The sequence below is a fragment of the Phycobacter azelaicus genome, assembly GCF_014884385.1.
GTDB lineage: Bacteria > Pseudomonadota > Alphaproteobacteria > Rhodobacterales > Rhodobacteraceae > Phycobacter > Phycobacter azelaicus.
In genome coordinates, this window is the sequence record NZ_WKFH01000003.1 from 2,862,493 (window position 1) to 2,883,302 (window position 20,810).

Genomic DNA, 20,810 nt, shown 5'->3' on the forward strand with positions numbered 1-20,810 from the left:
ACCCCGATCGCTAGGCTGGCTCAACCAAGCGAGAGAAAAAGCATCTCGCACTAGGGAAGGAACCAAATGGCGCAGACATCTGGAAGTGGGGGTATCGGTTCTCTTGCGTTGGGGAGCATTGCCGCTGTGGTTGTGATCGTCGGAGGTGTTGTTCTGGTGCAATTGGGGGTGTTCGACCAGGACGGTCAACCGGCGGATCGTTCCTTGCGGGATGATACCAGCAATGATGCGATTGTCTCGCCGTCGAGTGGAACACAGGCTGTGCCTGGCACCCAGGTTGGCGATGCGGGAGCAGCAGCACCTTCCGGCGAGGACGTGGGCGAAGATGTCGCCGCAACTACAGCCGTTGGCCAGCCCCAAGCAGACCCAGAAGTGTCGCAGGCCGACCCCTCCGATCCGGCGGCCGAGGCTTCGGCGCAAGACGCTCAGGTTCAGCAAGCTGACACGGAGGGCGTCGAAGAACAATCCACAGAGGATCTGGCCGAGGTCGGTGCCGAGGCCGAAGCAGGGCAGTCCGAAGGGTCTGCGACGCTTGCGCAGCCCACGGAACAGGCACAGGCCGATCGCCTGCCGGAGGTCGGCGAGGACAGCGCCGTTCCCGAGACTGGAGCGGCGCCGGAGCCTTCGGACGCACCTTTGGAAACCGATGTTGCCTCTGCCGCGACCGGTTCTGAAGACTCGGCGAATGCTACAGATGCTGCGACGCAGAACCCGCCTCCGGCACAAGAAGATGCTGTGCTGGCCGCGCCGCAACTTGATCTGGTGCGGGTCGATCCCGAGGGCGCTTTGGTCATCGCAGGTCGCGCACCGGCCGGATCGCAGGTGCAGGTGCTTGTCGACGGCGTCATTCTGGAAGAAGCCGATGTGCAGGGGGAAGGTGAGTTTGCGGTCTTTTCCAGCATTACGCCCAGCGACCGCCCGCGCGTGATATCGCTTGTGGCCCGTGCGGGCGATCAGGCGGTGGCCTCGCTCGATCAGTTCATCATAGCACCGGCCGCCCCGGTACCAGCGCCGCAGGTCGCAGAGGCTGGCGTCACGCAGCCCGCTGCGCCGACGGATGCTCCAGATGTTCAGCCGGACGTGGAGCAGACAAATGTGACGCGGGCGGATGTTGCGCAAAGCGCCAGCGAGCCGCCACTGCCGTCGGCCGATGTACCGGAAGCCGATGCGGACACCACCGAAGCACAGATACCTGCGCCGCCCGTGGCGGCTCAGTCTGCAGCGCCGGATCAACCGGATGAGATCGCAAGGTCTGAGGTTTCGGTGCAGACTGCTGCTGCGGATACGTCAGATATTGGCCCGGCGGATACCTCAGTGTCGCAAAGCGCAGCCACGTCGCAGGAAGCACCTGCCAGTGCCGAAACCGCTCCGGCCCCCGTCCCTGAAGCAACAGCCGTTGCTGTCTTGCGGGCAGGCGCCGATGGAATAGAGGTGGTTCAGCCTGCAGCACCCATCCTTGCTGGCAAAGTTGCGCTCGATACGATCAGCTACTCCGACAACGGTGCGGTGCAGCTTGCCGGGCGGGCGCGCCCGGATGGGCTTGTGCGTGCCTATGTGAACAACCGCCTCAAGGCCGAGCTGCCGGTCGCAGAAGACGGCCGCTGGAGCGGGGCGCTTGGGGAAGTGGAACCCGGTATCTACACGCTTCGCCTTGATGAGGTGGATACGGCGGATGGCGCGGTCCTTAGCCGACTGGAAACTCCCTTCAAACGGGAAGCGCCCGAAGTGCTACAGATTCCTGCTCAGGAGCCTGGTGCTGCTCCCAGCCAGCCCGTTCCGCTGGTGCGAGCCGTGACCGTGCAAAAGGGGGATACGCTTTGGGCGATTTCCCAGCAGCGCTATGGCAGCGGGTTCCTATATGTACGGGTGTTCGAGGCCAACCAGGACGCGATCCGCGATCCGGACCTGATCTATCCAGGGCAGGTGTTCAACCTGCCAGAGTAACCGCCTCTGCACCGCGAAAGCGCCGCGTCCCTGCTGCCGGGGCGCGGTTTTTTCGTTTCACGCCTCGCCTTTGCGGGATTGCGGCGGTATTTGTGGCCTCCAAGGCCATTTACGGATTTCGGTCAGGAGTCTCATGCGACGAAACCCAACCACCATCGGCAGTATCTCAGCCGAGGAACGCCGCTCAAGCCTGCGCACGTTGCGCAAGGTGCTTCCGTATCTCTGGCCAAACGGGCAAACCTCGGTAAAGGTCCGCGTGGTGATGGCCATGGCGGTTCTGATTTTGGCCAAGGTGATCGCGGTCTATACCCCCGTCCTTTACAAGGGTGCGGTCGATGCGCTGGCGGGCGAAGGAGTGCCGCCTCTGGCGCTCGGCGCGGTTGGTCTGACGGTCGCCTATGGTGTGGCGCGGGTTCTGACCAACGGGTTCCAGCAGCTGCGCGATGCTGTATTTGCGCCGGTGACGCAGCGGGCCCTGCGGCGTCTGGCGCTTGAAACCTTCCGCCATATCCATCGTCTGTCGATGCGCTATCACATCACCCGCAAGACGGGCGGCCTGTCGCGGATCATTGAGCGTGGGGTCAAGGGGGTCGAGTTCCTCTTGCGCTTCCTGTTGTTTTCCATCGGGCCATTGGTGCTGGAGTTGGCGCTGGTCGCCATCGTCCTGACGGTCTTGTTCGATGCGCGATACCTGTTGGCGGTGGGGGTAACCATTGCGCTTTATGTCTGGTTCACGCTGGCTGTGACAGAATGGCGCGTGAGACTGCGGCGCGAAATGAACACCCAGGACACCGATGCCAACCAAAAGGCGATCGACAGCCTTCTGAACTTTGAAACGGTGAAATACTTCGGCGCGGAAGAACGTGAGGCGGCACGCTATGATGGTGCGATGCGCGCCTATGCGAATGCGGCGCTCAAAACGGCCTATTCGCTGGCATTCCTAAACTTTGGCCAAAGCCTGATCATCACTGGTGGATTGATCGCAGTCATGGTGATGGCGGCGATTGGCGTGCAGCAAGGCAGCCTGACTGTCGGCGATTTCGTCATGGTCAACGCCTACATGGTGCAGATCACCGTGCCGTTGAACTTTCTCGGGTCTGTCTACCGCGAGATCCGTCAAAGCCTAGTGGACATGGGAGAGATGTTCGATCTGTTGGAGCAGCCACCCGATGTGACTGACCGTCCCGGCGCCAAGGAGCTGAAGGTGACCGCCGGACATATCCGGCTGACGGAGCTGCGGTTTGGCTATGAGGTCGAGCGTGAGATCCTGAAAGGGATCACCATGGAGGCCCGGCCGGGACAGACCGTGGCCATCGTCGGCTCCACCGGATCTGGCAAATCCACCATCGGGCGGCTGTTGTTCCGGTTCTATGACGTCACCGGGGGCGCGCTGACCATCGATGGTCAGGACGTGCGCGAGGTGACGCAGGAGAGCCTTCATGCGGCCATCGGGGTGGTGCCGCAGGATACCGTGCTGTTCAACGACACCATCCGCTACAACATCGCCTACGGGCGCGATGGCGCTACTGAAGCCGAAATCGAAGAGGCAGCACGCGCTGCGCAAATCCACGATTTCATCGAAAGCCTGCCCCAAGGTTATGACACCCAGGTGGGAGAGCGCGGGCTGAAGCTATCGGGCGGTGAAAAACAGCGAGTTGGTATTGCTCGCACCCTTCTGAAAGATCCCCCGATCCTGTTGCTGGACGAGGCCACCTCAGCGCTGGATACCGACACGGAACGCGACATCAAGGAGGCCCTGGCGCGTGCCGGGCAGGGGCGCACGGTGATCACCATCGCGCACCGCCTTTCAACCGTGGCCGAGGCCGACCAGATCGTTGTGCTGGAACAGGGTGAGATCGCCGAGGCAGGCACCCACGAAGAGCTGCTCCAGCGGCAGGGACGCTATGCACACCTGTGGCATCGCCAGCAGTCGGACCAAGACGTCGCATAGTCAGGCTCAGGCATGTTCTTGGTCGGCGTCCCTAAACGGGGGAGACTGGACAAGCGCCCTGCAGGGGCAGCCTTCGGGTACCAAGCCTGGTCTGGGCGCTCGCCACGTTGGCGGCCACGGTAGCTGACAATATACCCCAGTTCAGCCTGTTTGCGTTAGCCCCCTCCGGAGGCAAACGCAGGCAACGCGCGCAGCGAATCCTGTTGAAGCGTTGCAGCGCGTTGGCTTCTGTGCGCATAAATGCTGACGCTGCGACCGGTGGGGTCATTCGTCCGCGTCGCTGTGCACAGAGCTGAACCTACGCAAGACAGAGAGCTAACACATGGATCTGAGCTGGGCCCTTTACCTCGGCCTTTGCGCAGTGCCGCTCCTGACGCTGCTGCCACTCTGGCAGCGCGAGGGCTGGTGGATACGCGCCTTCGAGTTTCCCGCGGTTCAGGTCGCTGTGTTGACGGCTGTGGCCTTGGCCCTTGCACTTTGGGCTTTTGAGTGGTCCTGGGGCTGGGGGCTTTGGCTCCCGGCTGTCCTTCTTGGATGTACAGGTCTGCAGCTGGCTCGAATTCTGCCGTACACGGTGCTCTTTCCAAACCAGATTCAGACGGCCAGGCAGCTGCGGCCCCAGGACCAGTTGAAAGTTCTCGTCGCCAATGTGTTGATGACCAACCGCAATGCGGGCGCACTGATTGACCTTGTGCAAGGGCGTGCGCCGGACCTTTTGCTGACGCTTGAATCCGATGCCTGGTGGCAGGAGCAACTTACAGCGATCGAACAGGAGTATCCTTTCTCAGTCAAAAAGCCGCTAGACAACCTTTATGGTATGCACCTCTATTCACGGCTAGACTTGGAAAACGTGCATATAGCTTATCTGGTTGAGGAAGGGGTTCCGTCGATACATGCCGATGTGATCTTGCGCTCGGGCACCCGGGTGCGGTTGCATTGCCTTCATCCGGCGCCGCCAAGCCCAACGGAAAACCCGACCTCTGCCGAGCGCGATGGAGAGCTGCTCCTTGTCGCCCGGGAGCTTGATGCAAAGGCCGGGCCGGTGGTGGTCATGGGGGATCTGAACGATGTGGCCTGGTCTGCCTCAACCCGTTTGTTCCAAAAGATCAGCGGTCTTCTGGATCCGCGCATTGGGCGTGGACTGTTCAGCACTTTTCACGCGGGCTACTGGCTGCTGCGCTGGCCGCTGGACCATGTCTTTTGCTCGGGAGATTTCACCTTGGTGAGTATCCAGCGGCTGGGGCATATCGGCTCGGATCATTTCCCCATTGAGGCCATTCTGCAGCACACCCCGCGCGCCCGCAACCTGCATCCAGAACCTGAAGCCAGCCCGCGGGACGTGGAGCGCGCAGAGGAGAAGATCGCGCAAGTGGACGCGGATCAGACCGCTTTGCCTTGAACCGCTGAACAGAAAAGGCCCCGCTGCGACGGGGCCTTTTTACGTCTCAGACAGAAACGGCTATTCTGCCGCGCGCAGCGATGCGGTTCCATCTGGTTTGTCATCCCACTCGGCCTTGCTCTCTGGAGCCGCCGGAAGGACGTCATCCCACAAAAGCTCGGTCGTGGGAAGCTTCCGGGCTTTCTTCGCAAGGCGCATGTCCTGTGCAATCCGGCTGGAACGCCCGCCGGTCAAGCGCGCCATCAGGCGGCCCATCCAGGAGAGGTAGGTCGACAGCCACACCCGGATCGACAATAGCGACGGCGTGACCACCAGCGTCAGCACGGTTGCAATGCCAAGGCCAAAGACCACGGCGGTTGCCAGCTGTTTCCACCAGAGCGCGGTGGGGCTGTCGATGGAATAGCCACCGTTGATGAAATCGAGGCTGATGCCGAACATCATTGGGGCAAGGCCCGCCATTGTGGTCACCGTGGTCAGCAGCACCGGGCGAATGCGCGCCTCGGCGGTGCGGATGATCGCCTCGATGCGGGGCATGTGCTGGCTGTATTCCTGATAGGTATCGATCAGAACAATGTTGTTGTTCACCACGATCCCCGCCAGCGCGACGATACCAGTGCCGGTCATGATGATCGAGAACGGCTGCTGCATCACCAGCATCCCGATCAGCACCCCCGTGGTGGAGAGAACCACAGCCAGCAGCACCAGCGCCGAGTTGTAGAAAGAGTTGAACTGCGCCAAGAGAATCACGAACATCAGTCCCAGCGCCCCGGCAAAGGCCTTGGACAGGAAGGCGCCGCTTTCCTCCTGTTCCTCCTGATCGCCTGTCCATTCCCAGGTGATGGAACTGGGGAAGGGATCGCGTTCGTTCAGCCACTTGGTGATCTCGGCAATTCGTTCGTTGGCGTTTACCGGAGCAATCCGCGCGCCATCTTCCAGGGCGGCTTCCAGGGCGCTCGACGTTGCAGCCTGATCGAGAGCGACCAGGATGAACTGCTGACCATTCGGACCCGTGTATTCACCCTGTGTTCCATCCGGCGCGGGTTTGACCAGCGCAAAGATCCGCTCTTCTCCGCTATCGAGATCTGTTGCGACGACCTTGCTCAGGCCGGGCTCTACATCCGCTTTCACATCGTAATAGCGCTGCTGCTGCACGCGGGTGATCTGGGCCAGCTTGGGCACCGGCTTGCGGGTGATGAAGTTGCTGAGCGGCACCAGGCCGTCGGCGGTGCGGACCTTGAGGTTGTCCAGCGTCGAGAGAACCCGATCTTCGTCGGGCAGGCGCACGCGGATCTCGATCTCCTCGTCGGAACTATCGACCCGCATGGTGTCCAGAAGAATGCCGCGTGTCACCAGCTGCACCATGGCGCCCACGGTGGCCACATCGGCGCCATAGCGACCGGCCTTTTCCACATCCACGTCGATCTGCCAGTCGATGCCGGGCAGGGGCAGGGTGTCTTCCACCAGCGTGAGGCCCGGCATGGCATCAAAATGCGCCCGCGCGGTTTCGGTGGCGGCTGTCAGATCTTCCCAGCCGTCGCCCTTGATGCGCAGGTGGATCGGCTTGCCGGATCCCGGCCCCTGTTCCAGCGCCTTCAGCTCGGTTATGAAACCCGGCAGCTTGACCAGTTCGGCGTTGAGTTCCTCTAGTACCGTATTGCCGTCAAAGGCTGTTGCCGTAACTTCCCGGGTCAAGAGGCCGAAGAACCAGGTTTCGGTCTCTTTGGGACGGTCCTCCCAGGGAATGATCTCGAACTGGACTTGCCCGACGGTGTCCTGCGGCTTTTGCCCGCCGCCGGGGCCGCCGGTGTCCAGCCCGCCTTCGCCTGCGAAGGAGAAGACGTTGATGACAGCGGGGTGCGCCTTGATGACCTCTTCGGCCTGGCGGACCATCTCGTCTTTTTCCGCAAGCGATATATTGCCTCGCGCCCGCACATAGGCGGTGGCCTGTTCCGGTTCGGAGTCCACGAAGAATTCGACGCCGTAGTTGTTCTCGCCGAAAGTCTTGAAGACTGTTGCGATGCTGAAGGCCACCACAGCCACCGTTACCAGCGGCACGATGGGATTTCCCGCGATGAACTTGATGAAATAGCCAAAGGAGGTGTGTCGATAGCCTGCGGAAACGGATTTGGGTTTACGCTCGATCCGTGTTGCGCCCAGTGTGATCGAGGCCGCAAAGGCGGATAGGACAAAGACCAGCGCGCCGAGGATTGCGGGTACGGCGGCGGGCATGGAGGCCACCGCCGCTTCAGGCAGCAGATAGGCCGGGTTCAGAATCTGCATCAGACCGGCAAACATACCCCATATGGCGGGTGGCACCAAAAGGGCGCGGACGGGCCACGGGAGCACCGCGCGCAGGCCGTTTGATGTGCCCTCAAAGACGCGGCTGATGCGGCCTGAAACCCCGCCCATGACCGGCAGGTAGACCAGTGCAACCACCAGCGAGGCAGACAAGACGAAGATCAGCGTCACCGGCAGCATGCCCATGAACTCACCCGGAACGCCGGGCCAGAACAGCATGGGCAAAAAGGCACAGAGCGTCGTCGCCGTGGAAGAGACCACCGGCCAGAACATCCGCTGCGCTGCCTCCACATAGGCGTGCATCGGGCCGGTGCCCTCCTTGATGCGCTTGTCGGCGTATTCCACCACCACGATGGCGCCATCCACCAGCATCCCGACGGCAAGGATGAGACCGAACATCACGATGTTGGAGACGGAAATCCCCATCAAGGCCAGAAGGGCAAAGCACAAAAGGAAGGAGGTCGGGATGGCAAAGCCGACCAGCAATGCGGCGCGGCTGCCGAGCGAGGACAGCACCACGATCATCACCAGCGCAATCGCTGTCAGCACGGAGCCTTCGAGCTGGCTGACCATTGACCCTACAACGCGGCTCTGATCGTTGGAGGTGCCAACCGCAATCGCGGCGCGCAGTTCTGGTGGCCATTTCTCCTGCGCCTTGGCGAGGGTCTCTTTTACCAGATCCACCGTGTCGATCAGGTTGTAGCCCTTGCGTTTCACCACCTGCAACGCGACCGTGTCCTCGCCATCGAAACGGGCGGTGCCTTCGCGGTCCTCGAAAGTATAGTTGATCTGCGCCAGCTCACCCAGCTTCACGACGCGGTCGCCATTGGTCTTGATTGGCAGGGCGTAGATGTCGCGCACATCGTTGAAAGACGAGGGGATTTTGATCGAAAACGTGCCCTGGGCCGTTTCAACTTCACCGGCTGCAATCAGCTGATTGTTGTTCTGCACCACATTGATCAGCTCTAGCGCGGTGACGTTATAGGATTCAAGCCGTAGCGGATCGATCACAACCTCGACCATTTCGTCGCGGTTGCCTGCAATCGGCGCCTCCAGCACGGCATCCAGCGCTTCGATATCGTCCTGCAGCTGTTTCGCGACGCGCGCCATGGTACGCTCGGGCACGTCTCCCGACAGGTTTACGATCACAATCGGAAACTCTGAGAAATTGATCTCGGTGATTACATATTGTTCGGCCCCGCTTGGGAATTCCGCCTGGGCTGAGTTCATGGCGTCACGCACATCCGCGATGGTGGCGCTCTTGTCCCAGCCAAAGTCGAACTCCAGCAGAACCCCTGCATAGTTCTCTGCCGCTGTCGAGGTCATCTCTTTGAGCCCGTCCAGATCGACCAGCTCGGATTCCATCGGCTTGATCAGCAGGCTTTCGCTGTCTTCGGCAGAAATGCCGGGAAATTGCACCGAGACGTGCAGCATCGGGATGTCGATGTCAGGCTCGCCCTCCTTGGGAAGGCTCATATAGGCAAACCCGCCCACAAGGAGCGAGATCAGGATAAAGGCCAGAACCATGCGGGCCCGGTCAGCGGCCCATGAGACGATGCCGATCATTGACCCGCCTCCCGATAGGTCGGTTCGACCGCCACACCCTCGGTGACGAAGTCCTGCCCGACGACGATGACGTCGGCGGTATCCGGCAGACCGGCCACCCAGACCCCGTCTGCGGTATCACGCAACAGGTCAATCAGCTCAAAACCGGCGGTCTTGTCTTCGCGTACGATGCGCACGCCCAGGCGGCCATCATTGTTGAGTGTGAGCGCCGATTGCGGCAGCTTGTGAGCCTTGGTCCCCTCGGCAGAGATTGCAATATCCGCCGTCTGACCGTCCCGAATCCGGAGGTCGGCGTTTCCAACAAGGATCTCCACTTCGAAGGTGCGCGTTGTGGGGTCCGCCGAGCGGCTCACAAAGCTGACTTCGCCCTGAACGCGCAAGCCGTTGGCCAATTCCGCACCGGCGCGTGCGCCGACGTCAATACGGTTCACTTCGGTTTCCGGGACATATCCAACCAGCTTGATCGTATCGAGCTGGATCACCGTCGCGCAGAGGCTGCCAGGCAGCAACAGGCTGCCGACCTCTGCGGTGTCGCTCTCCAGAAGCCCATCAAAAGGCGCTGTGATTGTCAGGCGCGCAATTTCAGTCTCTGCGGCAGCTACTGCAGCTTGCGCGGCCTCAATACCCGCACGGGCTGCTTCAAGTCCTCCCTTGGCGGTTTCAACTCCGGCAACGGCAGAGCGTTCCGTTGCTTCGGCTGCGGCCAGCCGTGTTTCCGAAGCGTAGCCCCCTTCGGAGAGTTTCTGAGCGGCAACCAGGTTTATCTGGCTCTCACGCAGGCGCGCTTGCGCCTCTACCAGGCGGGCCTCTGCCTCAGGGACGCGTGAGCGGGCTTCGATCAGGCGTGCCTTTGCCTCATGATAGGTCGCTTGGCGGGTTCCGGGGTCCAGCTCACATAGAAGATCTCCGGCCTTGACCTGAGCACCTTTGCGCAGCGGCTCTGAAATCACGGTTGAGGTGGTTTCGGCGAGTACTTCTACCTGGCGTGCAGCCTGGGTTTGCCCGCGCAGAATAACTGCACTGTCCAGCGGGCGCGCCTCGCTGCGCAGGGCAACCACACCGATGCGGTTTTGCGATGCAAGCTGAGCCGTGGATTCCGGGTTTGTGGGCGCATCTGACGCGGTTGCGGCTGCGGTGTCTTCAGCGGTCTCACCTCTTGCGAATGCAAGCAAGTCATCCCGTTCGAACACGAGGAAATATAATCCGGCAGCCACCGCAATCGCGGTCAAAAGGGGTATCAAACGCATTTCGGGCCTTTCTCAAGGAAATGAGCGCATTCCGACAAATGAATCGGGCTTTTCAAGAGGGTTCCGCCAGACACCCGAGGAAAGACATAAGTATCATGTGAGTATTGTCCATACTAAACAGAGCGGTTCAGTTCACATTTTTCGCTCCAGAGCCTTGTTCAGGCGCGCTTGAGCACGATTGCGGCTCTTGGCTTGGCTTTAAAGGCACGATATGAGAAGGACCAAAGCACAACAATCCGGTTCAAGCCGGGCGGACCAGGGACATTTTTATGAGCGATACCGACAGCTTTATCGACGAGGTGACAGAAGAGGTTCGTCGCGATCGTCTGTTCCTCATGCTCAAACGGTACGGCTGGATTGGGGGGCTGGCGGTTGTGATGATCGTCGGTGGGGCAGCTTGGCGTGAGTACGGCAAGGCCAAGGATCAGGCGGCGGCGCAGGAGCTTGGAGATGCGATGACGGCAGCGCTGGCCGCGGATGACCCGGCAGCGCGCGCAGAGGCGTTGGCGGCAGTTCCTGCGGGCACGGCGACCGGCGCAGCTATTGCCAAGATGCTGCAGGCTGGCGCATTTGCCGAAGCAGGCGATGTTGAGCGTGCGGCTGCCTTGCTGTCCGAGATTGCCGCCGATGGTGAGCTTGAGCTGGTGTATCGTCATATCGCCAGCTTCAAGGCTCTTTCCCTGCAGGCGGGTAGCCTTTCCGCTGCGGATCGCAGAATCCAGTACGAGGCTCTTGCCCAGCCAGGTGCGCCACTTGCACTGCTTGCGTCGGAGCAGCTTGCCTTGCTTGAGATCGAAGAGGGCAAAACGGAGGCTGCGATTTCGCGCCTACAGTCGATTGTTGCCGATGCCACGGTCAGCCGGGACTTGAAAGACCGGGCAACTCAAGTGATTGTCGCTTTGGGCGGAAATCCGGATGGGACCGCAACACCCGAGGGGTGAGCGAAAAGACAAACAAGAGCCCGCGCACAGGCTGCGGGGCTGCAACAGGGACTTGCGGGGCAGGACTATGACGTCAGCTGGTGGTATCAATGGTGGCGGGGTGCGCTGGCGGGCGCTGGTCTGCTCAGCGGCCCTGGGGGCGCTGTTGTCGGCATGCGCGGAGCCCGAGATAATTCTGCAGGGCCAGCGTGAGGACATCCGCACCGACGCTAATTCCGAAGTCGCAAACCAGTCAAAGCCGATTTCACTACCGCGGCAGACCGTGAACGCGACCTGGGCGCAGACCCACGGTCTGCAGGCGCAGCGCACGACGCATCCGGCGCTGAGTGCGGCGCCTCAGTTGGCCTGGGTCACGTCGATCGGCGAAGGAGACGCCCGCCGCCAGCGGATCACCGCACGTCCCGTCGTTGCGGATGGCAAGATCTTTACACTCGACAGCGCCGCGCAGGTTTCTGCGGTGTCGCCATCGGGCCAGGTTCTGTGGCAGTCTGACCTGATCCCCTCGCGTGAGGGCGCAGGCCAGGCAACCGGCGGTGGTATGGCCTTTGACAAGGGGGTCCTCTACATCTCTTCCGGCTATGGCGTTCTGACGGCCCTGGATGCGACCAGCGGCAAGCAGATCTGGCGTCAGGAGCTGGAGGCGACCGGATCCGGGGATCCGATCGTGCGCGATGGTCTGGTGTACCTGGTGGCCGGTGATGATACCGGCTGGGCCGTGCATACGTCGGACGGTCGGATTGCCTGGCAGGTTGAAGGTGCGCCAAGCCCGTCGAACGTGCTGGGGGCTCCGGCACCCGTGATCGCAGGAGATTACGTGATCTTTGCCTTTGGTTCGGGTGATCTGGTTGCCAGCTTCAAACGGGGCGGCGTACGGCGCTGGAATGCGTCGGTTGCGGGGCAGCGGGTTGGCACGACACTTGCGCGGATCAGCGATGTGACCGGAGCACCAGTGGTGGTGGGCAAACGTGCGTTTGTGGGAAATCACTCGGGACGCACGGTGGCGATCGATACGGATAACGGCGACCGGATCTGGACGGCAAACGAGGGGGCCATCGGTCCCGTCTGGCCCGTAGGCGGGAGTCTTTTCCAGATCAGTGACCGCAATCAACTGTTGCGCCTTGATGCGGCCAGCGGCGCGGTGATCTGGGCTGTGGATCTGCCCGGCTATCTCAAGGACAAGCCCGGCAAACGGGGCGAGGTGGTTGCACATTACGGCCCGATCGTTGCCGGAGGGCAGGTCGTTGTGGTCTCCAATGATGGTCAGATGCGTCTGTTCGACCCGCGCGATGGTAGCCTTGCGCGCACGGTCGAAGTGCCGGGAGGGGCAACAACCGACCCGGTCGTTGCGGGCAATACACTCTATGTAGTGTCCTCCAAAGGGGATCTGCTTGCCTTCCGATAAAGGCAATCAGGTCTTTCCCAATAGCAACAGATGCGCTATGGGGCGCGTCTGAACCGCAAAAAGTTGGTCCGATGTCCTTTACCCTCGCTATCGTGGGCCGCCCCAATGTGGGCAAGTCCACCCTTTTCAACCGCCTTGTTGGCAAGAAACTGGCTCTGGTCGATGACCAGCCGGGGGTGACGCGCGACCTGCGCGAGGGTGAGGCGCGCCTTGGGGACCTGCGGTTCACGGTGATCGACACCGCAGGTCTGGAAGATGCTACTGACAATTCGCTTGAAGGGCGCATGCGCCGCCTGACCGAACGCGCAGTGGACATGGCCGATATTTGCCTCTTTATGATCGATGCGCGCACCGGCGTGACCCCGGTGGACGAGATGTTTGCCGAGATTCTGCGCAAGAAATCCGCACATGTCATTCTGGCTGCAAACAAATCCGAGGGCGCGGCTGCCGATGCGGGCGTGCTGGAAGCCTATGGTCTGGGCCTTGGTGAGCCGATCCGCCTGTCGGGCGAGCATGGTGAGGGCATGAACGAGCTTTATTCTGAGCTTTTGCCCATCTCCGAGAAGTTCGAGCAAACCGCCGAGGATCATGCGCCGAGCATCGATGTGAGCGTAGACGCGGATCTGAGCGACGAAGAGGCCGAACAGGCCGCACCGGTTCCGACCGTGGACAAGCCCTTGCAGGTGGCGGTGGTGGGACGCCCGAATGCGGGCAAGTCAACACTGATCAACAAGATCCTTGGCGAGGACCGCCTGCTGACCGGCCCCGAGGCCGGGATCACCCGCGATGCGATTTCCCTGCAGATCGATTGGGCTGGCACCCCGATGCGTGTCTTTGACACAGCGGGTATGCGCAAAAAGGCCAAGGTACAGGAAAAGCTGGAAAAGCTATCCGTCTCGGATGGCCTGCGCGCGGTGAAATTCGCCGAGGTGGTCGTGGTGCTGCTGGACGCGGAGATTCCATTCGAGCAGCAGGATTTGCGTATCGCGGACCTGGCTGAGCGCGAAGGGCGTGCTGTGGTCGTCGCCGTCAACAAATGGGACGTCGAAGACAACAAGCAGGAAAAGCTGAAGAACCTGAAAGAGGCCTTTGCCCGCCTGCTGCCGCAGCTGCGCGGTGCTCCGCTGGTGACGGTTTCGGCCAAGACCGGCAAGGGGCTTGACCGGCTGCATGACGCCATCCTGCGTGCCTATGAGATCTGGAACCGCCGGGTGCCCACAGCGGCGCTCAATCGCTGGCTCACGGGCATGCTTGAGCAGCACCCGCCGCCTGCGCCGCAAGGCAAGCGGATCAAGCTGCGTTACATGACACAGGCAAAGACACGCCCGCCGGGATTTGTCGTCATGTGCTCGCATCCGGACAAGATCCCGGCCAGCTATACCCGGTATCTGGTCAACGGTCTGAGGCAAGACTTTGATATGCCGGGAACGCCGATCCGTCTTACGATGCGGGGGCAGGGCGATCAGAACCCTTACAAGGGCAAGAAAAAGGCAGCGCCGTCCAAGCTGCGTAAGCACCTTCAGGGACGCCGGGACTGAGCCGGCGCGTCAGTTCTGTGGTCAAGTTGCTGGCAGGTTTCCCGGTTTAGGGGCGACCTGCGGCAGAGTGCACGTATCGCGTGTTGCGATCCATTGAAATTCGTTACCAAGCCGTTAAAGTCGGATTCGCTCAGCGTCGTTTTGGGGGCGCTGCTTGCCTGTGCAGGATCTATTGAAAACACGTGCCCCGCCGATTTCACAGGGGCGTCATATAGCGTCATTAAGGGAGGTCTCATGGACCTGAGAGCTTACACGCGTGATTATACGAAAAAGGACAACAGACTGGCGTCCTTGAGCTATTTCGGCACCTTCGCGGTGTATTTCCTGTCGCTGTATCTCGCGATTGCATACGCCCATCACTGGTATGTCCTGCTACCTGCGGGCGTCGTCTTTGCTTTTGCTGCTGTGCGGCTTTACGTCCTGCAACACGACACAGGGCATCACTCCCTTTTCGAAACCCGCCGACAGAATGAAATCGCAGGTCATGTACTCTCGCCTTTCACCTTTGCGCCATTCGAGGTGATGAAGCAGAACCACAATCTGCATCATGCCAACATCGGCAACCTTGAGCATCGCGAGACGGGCGAGATTCACACTATGACTCTGCGCGAATGGCAGGAGGCCGGGTTTTGGGAGCGGCTTACATATCGGCTCTATCGTAATCCGCTGGTTCTGGTCCCCATCGGGTCAGCCTTCACCTATTTCATTCGCTATCGCTGGCCCAAGAATACCACCCGGTTCGGGGTTGTCGGCGTTCTGCTGCATAATGTTGTGATCATCGCATTGATCTCCCTGCTTTATTACCTGGCCGGGGCTACTGGTGTGCTGGTGTGGTTTGTCTTTTCCTTTCTCGGGGGCATGATCGGTGTCTTTCTGGTGTATCTGCAGCATAACTTCGAGGATACCTACTGGGATCGCCGCCCGGATCTGAACCCGCAGGTGGCGGCGCTGCAGGGCTCCTCCTGCCTTGATTTCGGATGGTTCTTCGATTTCGCCGTGGCCAATATCACGCTGCATGACATCCACCATTTCAATGCGCGCATTCCGAGCTACCGGTTGCGCCAGTGCCACTACAACCTGCCGCCCGAGGTGGCGCCGCGCCGCATTTCGTTTGGAGAGGCGCTGCGGGCGCTGTCCTTGAAACTCTGGGACGAAGACGAAAAACGGCTTGTACCCTTCCCGGCCTAGGTATGCTGTGACATCCTTACAGACCATGAAACTGCTGCGCGACGACGTGGCAGCCAGTGCTATAGAACAGTGAAAGGCAGTTATGACGGCTATTCGTGAGCTTCCCGGGGTAGGCCCCGTTTTGGAAAAGTCGCTCAAAGCGCAAGGCGTAATGTCGGTCGAGGACGTCGAGGCGACAAGCGTCGAGAATCTCGCCGGGGTTTCGGGAATAGGCCACGCACGCGCTGCGCGGCTTCATCAAGCTGCCAAAGACCTGTTGGGCCCCGCTCCTGTGCCAAAGCGGAAACCCGCGCCAAAATCAAAGGCCCGTGCAAAGGCCCCTGCGAAACCTGAGGCGGCGAAAACTGAGGCTGCGGAGCCTTCTTCCAGGGAGAGTGAAGACCAACTGAATGCCGCGCTTGCGGTCGCCGAGGCTGCAAGGCTCGCTGCTGAGGAAAAAGCAGCAAAGGCAAAGATCAAGGCCCGCAAGGCGGCAAAGAAGGCCGAGGCTCTGACGCTGGAGATGGCAGAGGCGCGGATCAAGGCCAAGGAAAAGGCAAAGCGCGTCAAGGCCAAGGCTCGAAAGGCGATTGAGCGGGAAAAGGCGAAGGCAGCCGCAATTCTGGCTGAGAAGCACGGCGAGGCGGCCGAAAAACCTGCCAAGTCCAAATCGGGCAAGGGCAAATCAGCCAAATCCAAGTCCTCCAAGAAAAAGGCCAAGAAAGCGTGAGACGGATCCCTGATCTGCCCGAAGTGGTGCTTTCATCCTTGTATGGCGGCTCAAGCCAAAACACCGGCCCGCATGTGGGGCCGGTGTTTCATTTTTGTCCGAGGGAGTGGATCAGACGAGTGCGCCCTCTGTTGTCAGAGTCGTCTTGCCTCCCAGATAAGGGGCCAAAGCTTCGGGCAGTTTGACGGAGCCGTCCGCCTGCTGACCGTTTTCCAGTACCGCGATCAGGCAGCGACCCACGGCAAGGCCGGATCCGTTCAGGGTATGTACGAACTCGGGCTTGCCGCCGCCCTCGGGGCGGAAACGGGCGTTCATGCGGCGGGCCTGAAAATCGCCCGTGGTCGAGACCGAGGAAATCTCGCGGTAGGCGTTTTGCCCCGGCAGCCAGGCTTCGATATCATAGGTGCGCCGCGCGCCGAACCCCATGTCTCCGGTGCACAGGACCACGGTGCGGTAGGGCACATCCAGCTTTTCCAGGATGCCTTCCGCGCAAGCCAGCATGCGTTTCTGCTCTGCGTCCGATTCGTCCGGGTGGGTGATCGACACCATCTCGACCTTTTCGAACTGGTGCTGACGCAGCATGCCGGATGTATCGCGGCCCGCCGAGCCCGCCTCGGAGCGGAAACACAGGGTGTGCGAGGTCATGCGAATGGGCAGGGCGCTGGCGTCCAGGATCTCGTCGGCGACGGAATAGGTCAGCGGCACCTCGGAAGTCGGGACCAGCCACCAGCCATTGGTGGTCTGATAGCTGTCCTCACCAAATTTGGGCAGCTTGTCGGTGCCGTACATGGCCTCGTCCCGTACCAGAACGGGAGAGTTCACTTCGGTCAGGCCGTTTTCATCCACATGGGTGTCGATCATGAACTGCGCCAGCGCCCGGTGAATGCGGGCAACGGCACCTTTCAAAAACACAAAGCGCGAGCCGGAAACCTTGGCGGCGGTTTCAAAATCCATGGCGGCAGCGACGCCGGTGATCTCGAAATGCTCCTTGGCGGTGAAATCAAACTCTGCAGGCGTGCCCCAGCGGTTCACTTCTACATTGTCATTCTCGTCTGCGCCATCCGGCACATCCTCGGCGGGGCTGTTGGGCAGGCGGGCCAGCATGTCTGTGAGCTTCGCGTCCAGCTCCTTGGCCTCGGCCTGAAGGGCGGCAACTTCGGCCTTCTTGCCAGCCACTTCACTGCGCAGGCGTTCGAATTCGTCATTGTCACCCTTGGCCTTGGCCGCGCCAATGGCCTTGGCGGCCTTGTTCTGGGCGGCCTGCGCCTCTTCGGCGGCCTGGATCTTGGCCCGGCGCGCTTCATCGAGGGCCAGCACCTCAGAGGACACAGCCGCATCCCCACGCCGCGCCAGAGCGGCGTCAAAAGCGGCAGGATTTTCGCGGATCGCGCGGATGTCATGCATGAGGGGGGCTCCTGTCTGAGAGGCGATTTTGAATCAGTGCCAAACCTATGCCCGACCCGCACCCAAAGAGGAAGAGGGCAGAGCGGGGTTCCTGCACAAGTGTTGCAAGGTGGAATCTCCGCCTCAAGGCACCGCCTATGCCTTGCAACTGCCCATGCCAGCGCATAGGTTCGCCTGCAAAATCAGGGCGCCCGCTGTGGGCCCTCCCAGACAGAAGGAATATCCCCTTGGACGCAAATGCGATTGGCCAGTTTCTCCCGCTTATTCTGATCTTTGCGATCATGTACTTCCTGCTGATCCGCCCGCAGCAGAAGAAGATGAAAGAACACCAGAAAATGGTCTCTGACCTGCGCCGTGGCGATCAGGTTGTGACTCAGGGTGGGCTGATCGGCAAGGTCGCCAAGGTGAAGGATGACAACGAGCTTGAGGTGGAACTGGCTGAAGGCGTGAAGGTGCGTGTTGTGCGCTCCACCATCGCACAGGTCCTGTCCAAGACCGAGCCGGCAGCCTAAGGCGCCCGACCATAAATATCTGAAAAGGCAGGGCAATGCTGCAAATCGATCTCTGGAAGAGGGTGCTGATCTGGCTGGTCTGTGTGGCCGGTCTTTTGCTGGCCCTGCCAAATGCGTTCTACACCCGCGTCGAGCAGGCCAATGATGCTGTCGTCGCCATCGAGATGAAGGGGGAGACCCCTGAGCGCCTTGAGACTGCGGCGCAGTGGCCGGAATGGATGCCCTCCGGGCTGGTCAATCTGGGCCTCGATCTGCGTGGTGGCGCCCATCTTTTGGCCGAGGTCCAGGTCGAGGATGTCTATGCCGCACGTATGGAAGGCTTCTGGCCAGAGGTTCGCAACGCGCTGCGTCCCGAGCGGGACACGGTCGGCAGCTTCCGCCTGCAGCCAGGCCCGGCAGACCAGATTCGCGTCAAGATTTCGAAACCAGAGGGGATGCCTCGGGCACTGGACGTGGTGCGTGGCCTTGCCAATCCGGTGACCACACTGACCGGCGCGGGCGCGACGGATATCGAGGTCTCTGCCGAAGGGGACATCCTCATTGTCCAGCTGACTGAAGCCGAGCGGCTTGCCTCGGATGACCGTACCGTGCGCCAGTCGCTTGAGATCGTGCGCCGCCGGATCGACGAAGTCGGCACGCGTGAGCCGACCATCCAGCGACAGGGCGCCGACCGTATCCTCATTCAGGTGCCCGGCATCGGTTCGGCCTCTGAGCTGAAAGAGATCATCGGCACCACCGCGCAGCTGACCTTCAACCCTGTTGTGGGCCGGGGCAGCGACCCTGACGCTCGCGCCGGGGTTGGCAACAAGGTGCTCCCGTCCTTGGACGAGGAGGGCACCTACTACACCGTCGAAGCCGCTCCTGTGGTGACGGGCGAAGATCTGGTGGATGCGCAGCCCTCGTACGACCAAAACGGCCGCCCCGCCGTGACCTTCCGTTTCAACACCTCCGGTGCGCGGCGCTTTGGCGACTATACAGCCGAAAACATCGGCTCTCCTTTTGCCATTGTCCTCGATGACGAGGTGGTCTCGGCGCCGGTGATCCAGGCGCATATTTCTGGTGGCTCCGGTATTATCACTGGCAATTTCACCATTGAAGAAAGCACCAATCTGGCCGTGCTGCTTAGGGCAGGTGCCTTGCCTGCGGGACTGGAGTTTCTCGAAGAGCGTACCATCGGCCCCGAGCTGGGGCAGGACAGCATTGATGCGGGCAAGATCGCGACCATCGTCGCCTTTGTGGCGGTGTTGGTCTTCATGACCCTGTCCTATGGCCTCTTTGGCATCTTTGCCAATATTGCGCTGATGCTGAACGTGGCGCTGATCTTCGGCGCGCTCAGTCTTATAGGTGGCACCTTGACCTTGCCGGGTATCGCCGGGATCGTTCTTACGGTTGGTATGGCGGTCGACGCCAATGTGCTGGTGTTTGAGAGGATCCGCGAAGAACTCAAGAATGGCCGCGGCCCCGCCCGCGCTATTGACGAAGGCTACTCCAAGGCGCTGAGCGCCATTCTGGATGCCAACGTCACAACCTTCATTACTGCCGTCATCCTGTTTGCCATGGGGTCTGGGCCGGTGCGTGGCTTTGCGATCACCCTTGGACTTGGCATCATGACATCGGTCTTCACGGCGATCTTCGTGACGCGCTTGATGATCATCATGTGGTTCGAACGGCGCCGTCCGAAAAAGATTGAGGTGTAAAATGCGGCTCAGACTTGTTCCCGAAAGTACCTCTTTCGACTTCTTCAAGCACTGGAAACGCTGGCTGGGCCTGTCGGCTTTCATGATGGTGGTCGGATTTGCCTCCTTCCTGTTCCAGGGGTTGAACTTCGGCATCGATTTCCGGGGCGGCACCACGATCCGGACCGAAAGCACCCAGGAAATCGATGTCGGTGCCTATCGTGATGCGATGAGCCCGCTTGGCCTTGGCGACATCTCCATCACCGAGGTGTTTGATCCCACCTTCGAGGAGGATCAGCACGTTGCGATGATCCGCATCCAGGCGCAGGAAGACGGCGAGGCAATCTCCGGCGAGGTGATCGAAGAACTGAACTCTGCGCTGCGCACTGTCGCACCTGATATCAAGTTCGTTTCGGTCGAATCTGTCGGCCCCAAGGTATCTGGCGAGCTGGTACAGACGGCCATCATTGCCGTGATTCTCGCGATTGGGGCGGTGCTGGTCTACATCTGGCTGCGGTTCGAGTGGCAGTTCGCGCTCGGCGCGGTTGCCGCCTTGGTGCATGACGTGGTGTTGACGATTGGCATTTTCTCCGAGCTTCAGATCAAGTTCGATCTGGCGATCATCGCGGCATTGCTGACAATCGTCGGCTATTCCCTGAACGATACCGTGGTTGTCTTTGACCGCGTCCGCGAAAATCTGCGCCGCTATAAGAAAAAATCCCTTGCAGAGGTGTTGAACCTTTCGATCAACGAAACTCTGAGCCGGACCGTGATGACCTCGATCACAACGCTGATCGCGCTGATCTCGCTTTATGTGCTGGGGGGGGACGTGATCCGCGGTTTTGTCTTTGCGATGATCTGGGGCGTTATCGTCGGGACTTATTCCTCGGTCTTCGTGGCCTCAACGATCCTGTTGTGGCTGGGAGTGAAGCGTGACTGGTCCAAGCCGACGACGCCCACCGGCAACCAATTTGCCAATATCGACGCCTAAGCGCGATTGACATGGACAGACACGAAAGGCCGCAGGTTTCACTT

14 protein-coding genes are annotated in these 20,810 nt (G+C 60.7%); 11 read left to right on the forward strand and 3 right to left on the reverse strand.

The window, feature by feature from the left end; translation table 11 throughout:
* Window positions 1-66 precede the first annotated feature (66 nt).
* From INS80_RS14865 to INS80_RS14875, 3 genes are all read left to right on the forward strand, one after another.
* The gene (locus INS80_RS14865; RefSeq protein WP_192966379.1) at window positions 67-1,944 is read left to right on the forward strand and encodes a LysM peptidoglycan-binding domain-containing protein; all 1,878 of its coding nucleotides are present in this window, start codon (window positions 67-69) and stop codon (window positions 1,942-1,944) included.
* Window positions 1,945-2,077: 133 nt separating this feature from the next.
* A complete protein-coding gene (locus INS80_RS14870) occupies window positions 2,078-3,895 on the forward strand; it encodes an ABCB family ABC transporter ATP-binding protein/permease (RefSeq protein ID WP_192966380.1) in 1,818 nt (605 codons plus the stop codon).
* Window positions 3,896-4,217: 322 nt separating this feature from the next.
* The gene (locus INS80_RS14875) at window positions 4,218-5,294 is read left to right on the forward strand and encodes an endonuclease/exonuclease/phosphatase family protein (protein WP_192966381.1); all 1,077 of its coding nucleotides are present in this window, start codon (window positions 4,218-4,220) and stop codon (window positions 5,292-5,294) included.
* A 60-nt stretch (window positions 5,295-5,354) separates the two neighbouring features.
* Here INS80_RS14875 and INS80_RS14880 read toward each other — a convergent pair whose 3' ends face one another.
* Both INS80_RS14880 and INS80_RS14885 read right to left on the reverse strand, forming a co-directional pair.
* On the reverse strand, window positions 5,355-9,158 hold the full coding sequence (locus INS80_RS14880; protein WP_192966382.1) for an efflux RND transporter permease subunit: 3,804 nt from the start codon (window positions 9,156-9,158) through the stop codon (window positions 5,355-5,357).
* Entirely contained in the window at window positions 9,155-10,405 is a 1,251-nt protein-coding gene (locus INS80_RS14885; protein ID WP_192966383.1) for an efflux RND transporter periplasmic adaptor subunit, read from the reverse strand. Before INS80_RS14885 ends, INS80_RS14880 begins: the two co-directional genes overlap by 4 nt.
* Window positions 10,406-10,674: 269 nt before the next feature.
* Here INS80_RS14885 and INS80_RS14890 point away from each other — a divergent pair, with 269 nt between their 5' ends.
* The 5 genes from INS80_RS14890 to INS80_RS14910 all read left to right on the forward strand — a co-directional run bounded on the left by INS80_RS14890 (window position 10,675) and on the right by INS80_RS14910 (window position 16,183).
* Window positions 10,675-11,346: a hypothetical protein gene (locus INS80_RS14890; RefSeq protein ID WP_192966384.1), complete on the forward strand. Its 672-nt coding sequence runs from the start codon at window positions 10,675-10,677 to the stop codon at window positions 11,344-11,346.
* Between the two features lie 67 nt (window positions 11,347-11,413).
* On the forward strand, window positions 11,414-12,748 hold the full coding sequence (locus INS80_RS14895; protein ID WP_192966385.1) for a PQQ-like beta-propeller repeat protein: 1,335 nt from the start codon (window positions 11,414-11,416) through the stop codon (window positions 12,746-12,748).
* 71 nt (window positions 12,749-12,819) lie between these two features.
* Window positions 12,820-14,286: a ribosome biogenesis GTPase Der gene (gene der / locus INS80_RS14900; RefSeq protein WP_192966386.1), complete on the forward strand. Its 1,467-nt coding sequence runs from the start codon at window positions 12,820-12,822 to the stop codon at window positions 14,284-14,286.
* Between the two features lie 234 nt (window positions 14,287-14,520).
* Window positions 14,521-15,474 (forward strand): fatty acid desaturase, encoded by a 954-nt coding sequence (locus INS80_RS14905; protein WP_192966387.1) that lies wholly within the window; start codon window positions 14,521-14,523, stop codon window positions 15,472-15,474.
* 82 nt (window positions 15,475-15,556) lie between these two features.
* Window positions 15,557-16,183 (forward strand): helix-hairpin-helix domain-containing protein, encoded by a 627-nt coding sequence (locus INS80_RS14910; RefSeq protein ID WP_192966388.1) that lies wholly within the window; start codon window positions 15,557-15,559, stop codon window positions 16,181-16,183.
* Window positions 16,184-16,294: 111 nt separating this feature from the next.
* Here INS80_RS14910 and serS read toward each other — a convergent pair whose 3' ends face one another.
* Window positions 16,295-17,587: a serine--tRNA ligase gene (gene serS / locus INS80_RS14915; RefSeq protein ID WP_192966389.1), complete on the reverse strand. Its 1,293-nt coding sequence runs from the start codon at window positions 17,585-17,587 to the stop codon at window positions 16,295-16,297.
* Between the two features lie 227 nt (window positions 17,588-17,814).
* Between serS and yajC the strand changes: the two genes are divergently transcribed.
* Genes yajC through secF form a run of 3 tightly spaced genes read left to right on the forward strand, consistent with a single transcriptional unit; the run spans window position 17,815 to window position 20,766 of the window.
* Complete coding sequence (yajC, locus tag INS80_RS14920; RefSeq protein ID WP_192966390.1) at window positions 17,815-18,099, forward strand: preprotein translocase subunit YajC; 285 nt, start codon at window positions 17,815-17,817, stop codon at window positions 18,097-18,099.
* A gap of 35 nt (window positions 18,100-18,134) precedes the next feature.
* Window positions 18,135-19,796 carry a protein translocase subunit SecD gene (gene secD / locus INS80_RS14925; protein WP_192966391.1) on the forward strand — a complete coding sequence of 554 codons (1,662 nt, stop codon included), beginning with the start codon at window positions 18,135-18,137 and terminating at the stop codon, window positions 19,794-19,796.
* A gap of 1 nt (window position 19,797) precedes the next feature.
* Complete coding sequence (gene secF / locus INS80_RS14930) at window positions 19,798-20,766, forward strand: protein translocase subunit SecF (protein WP_192966392.1); 969 nt, start codon at window positions 19,798-19,800, stop codon at window positions 20,764-20,766.
* Window positions 20,767-20,810: the final 44 nt, after the last annotated feature.

What these genes read in the sequence shown, in the direction of transcription:
- secD (WP_192966391.1), top strand. Translation starts at nt 18,135, where the DNA reads ATGCTGCAAATCGATCTCTGGAAGAGGGTGCTGATCTGGCTGGTCTGT.
- INS80_RS14890 (WP_192966384.1), top strand. Translation starts at nt 10,675, where the DNA reads ATGAGCGATACCGACAGCTTTATCGACGAGGTGACAGAAGAGGTTCGT.
- der (WP_192966386.1), top strand. Translation starts at nt 12,820, where the DNA reads ATGTCCTTTACCCTCGCTATCGTGGGCCGCCCCAATGTGGGCAAGTCC.
- INS80_RS14910 (WP_192966388.1), top strand. Translation starts at nt 15,557, where the DNA reads ATGACGGCTATTCGTGAGCTTCCCGGGGTAGGCCCCGTTTTGGAAAAG.
- INS80_RS14905 (WP_192966387.1), top strand. Translation starts at nt 14,521, where the DNA reads ATGGACCTGAGAGCTTACACGCGTGATTATACGAAAAAGGACAACAGA.
- serS (WP_192966389.1), bottom strand. Translation starts at nt 17,587, where the DNA reads ATGCATGACATCCGCGCGATCCGCGAAAATCCTGCCGCTTTTGACGCC.
- INS80_RS14895 (WP_192966385.1), top strand. Translation starts at nt 11,414, where the DNA reads ATGACGTCAGCTGGTGGTATCAATGGTGGCGGGGTGCGCTGGCGGGCG.
- INS80_RS14885 (WP_192966383.1), bottom strand. Translation starts at nt 10,405, where the DNA reads ATGCGTTTGATACCCCTTTTGACCGCGATTGCGGTGGCTGCCGGATTA.
- INS80_RS14870 (WP_192966380.1), top strand. Translation starts at nt 2,078, where the DNA reads ATGCGACGAAACCCAACCACCATCGGCAGTATCTCAGCCGAGGAACGC.
- INS80_RS14875 (WP_192966381.1), top strand. Translation starts at nt 4,218, where the DNA reads ATGGATCTGAGCTGGGCCCTTTACCTCGGCCTTTGCGCAGTGCCGCTC.
- secF (WP_192966392.1), top strand. Translation starts at nt 19,798, where the DNA reads ATGCGGCTCAGACTTGTTCCCGAAAGTACCTCTTTCGACTTCTTCAAG.
- INS80_RS14865 (WP_192966379.1), top strand. Translation starts at nt 67, where the DNA reads ATGGCGCAGACATCTGGAAGTGGGGGTATCGGTTCTCTTGCGTTGGGG.
- INS80_RS14880 (WP_192966382.1), bottom strand. Translation starts at nt 9,158, where the DNA reads ATGATCGGCATCGTCTCATGGGCCGCTGACCGGGCCCGCATGGTTCTG.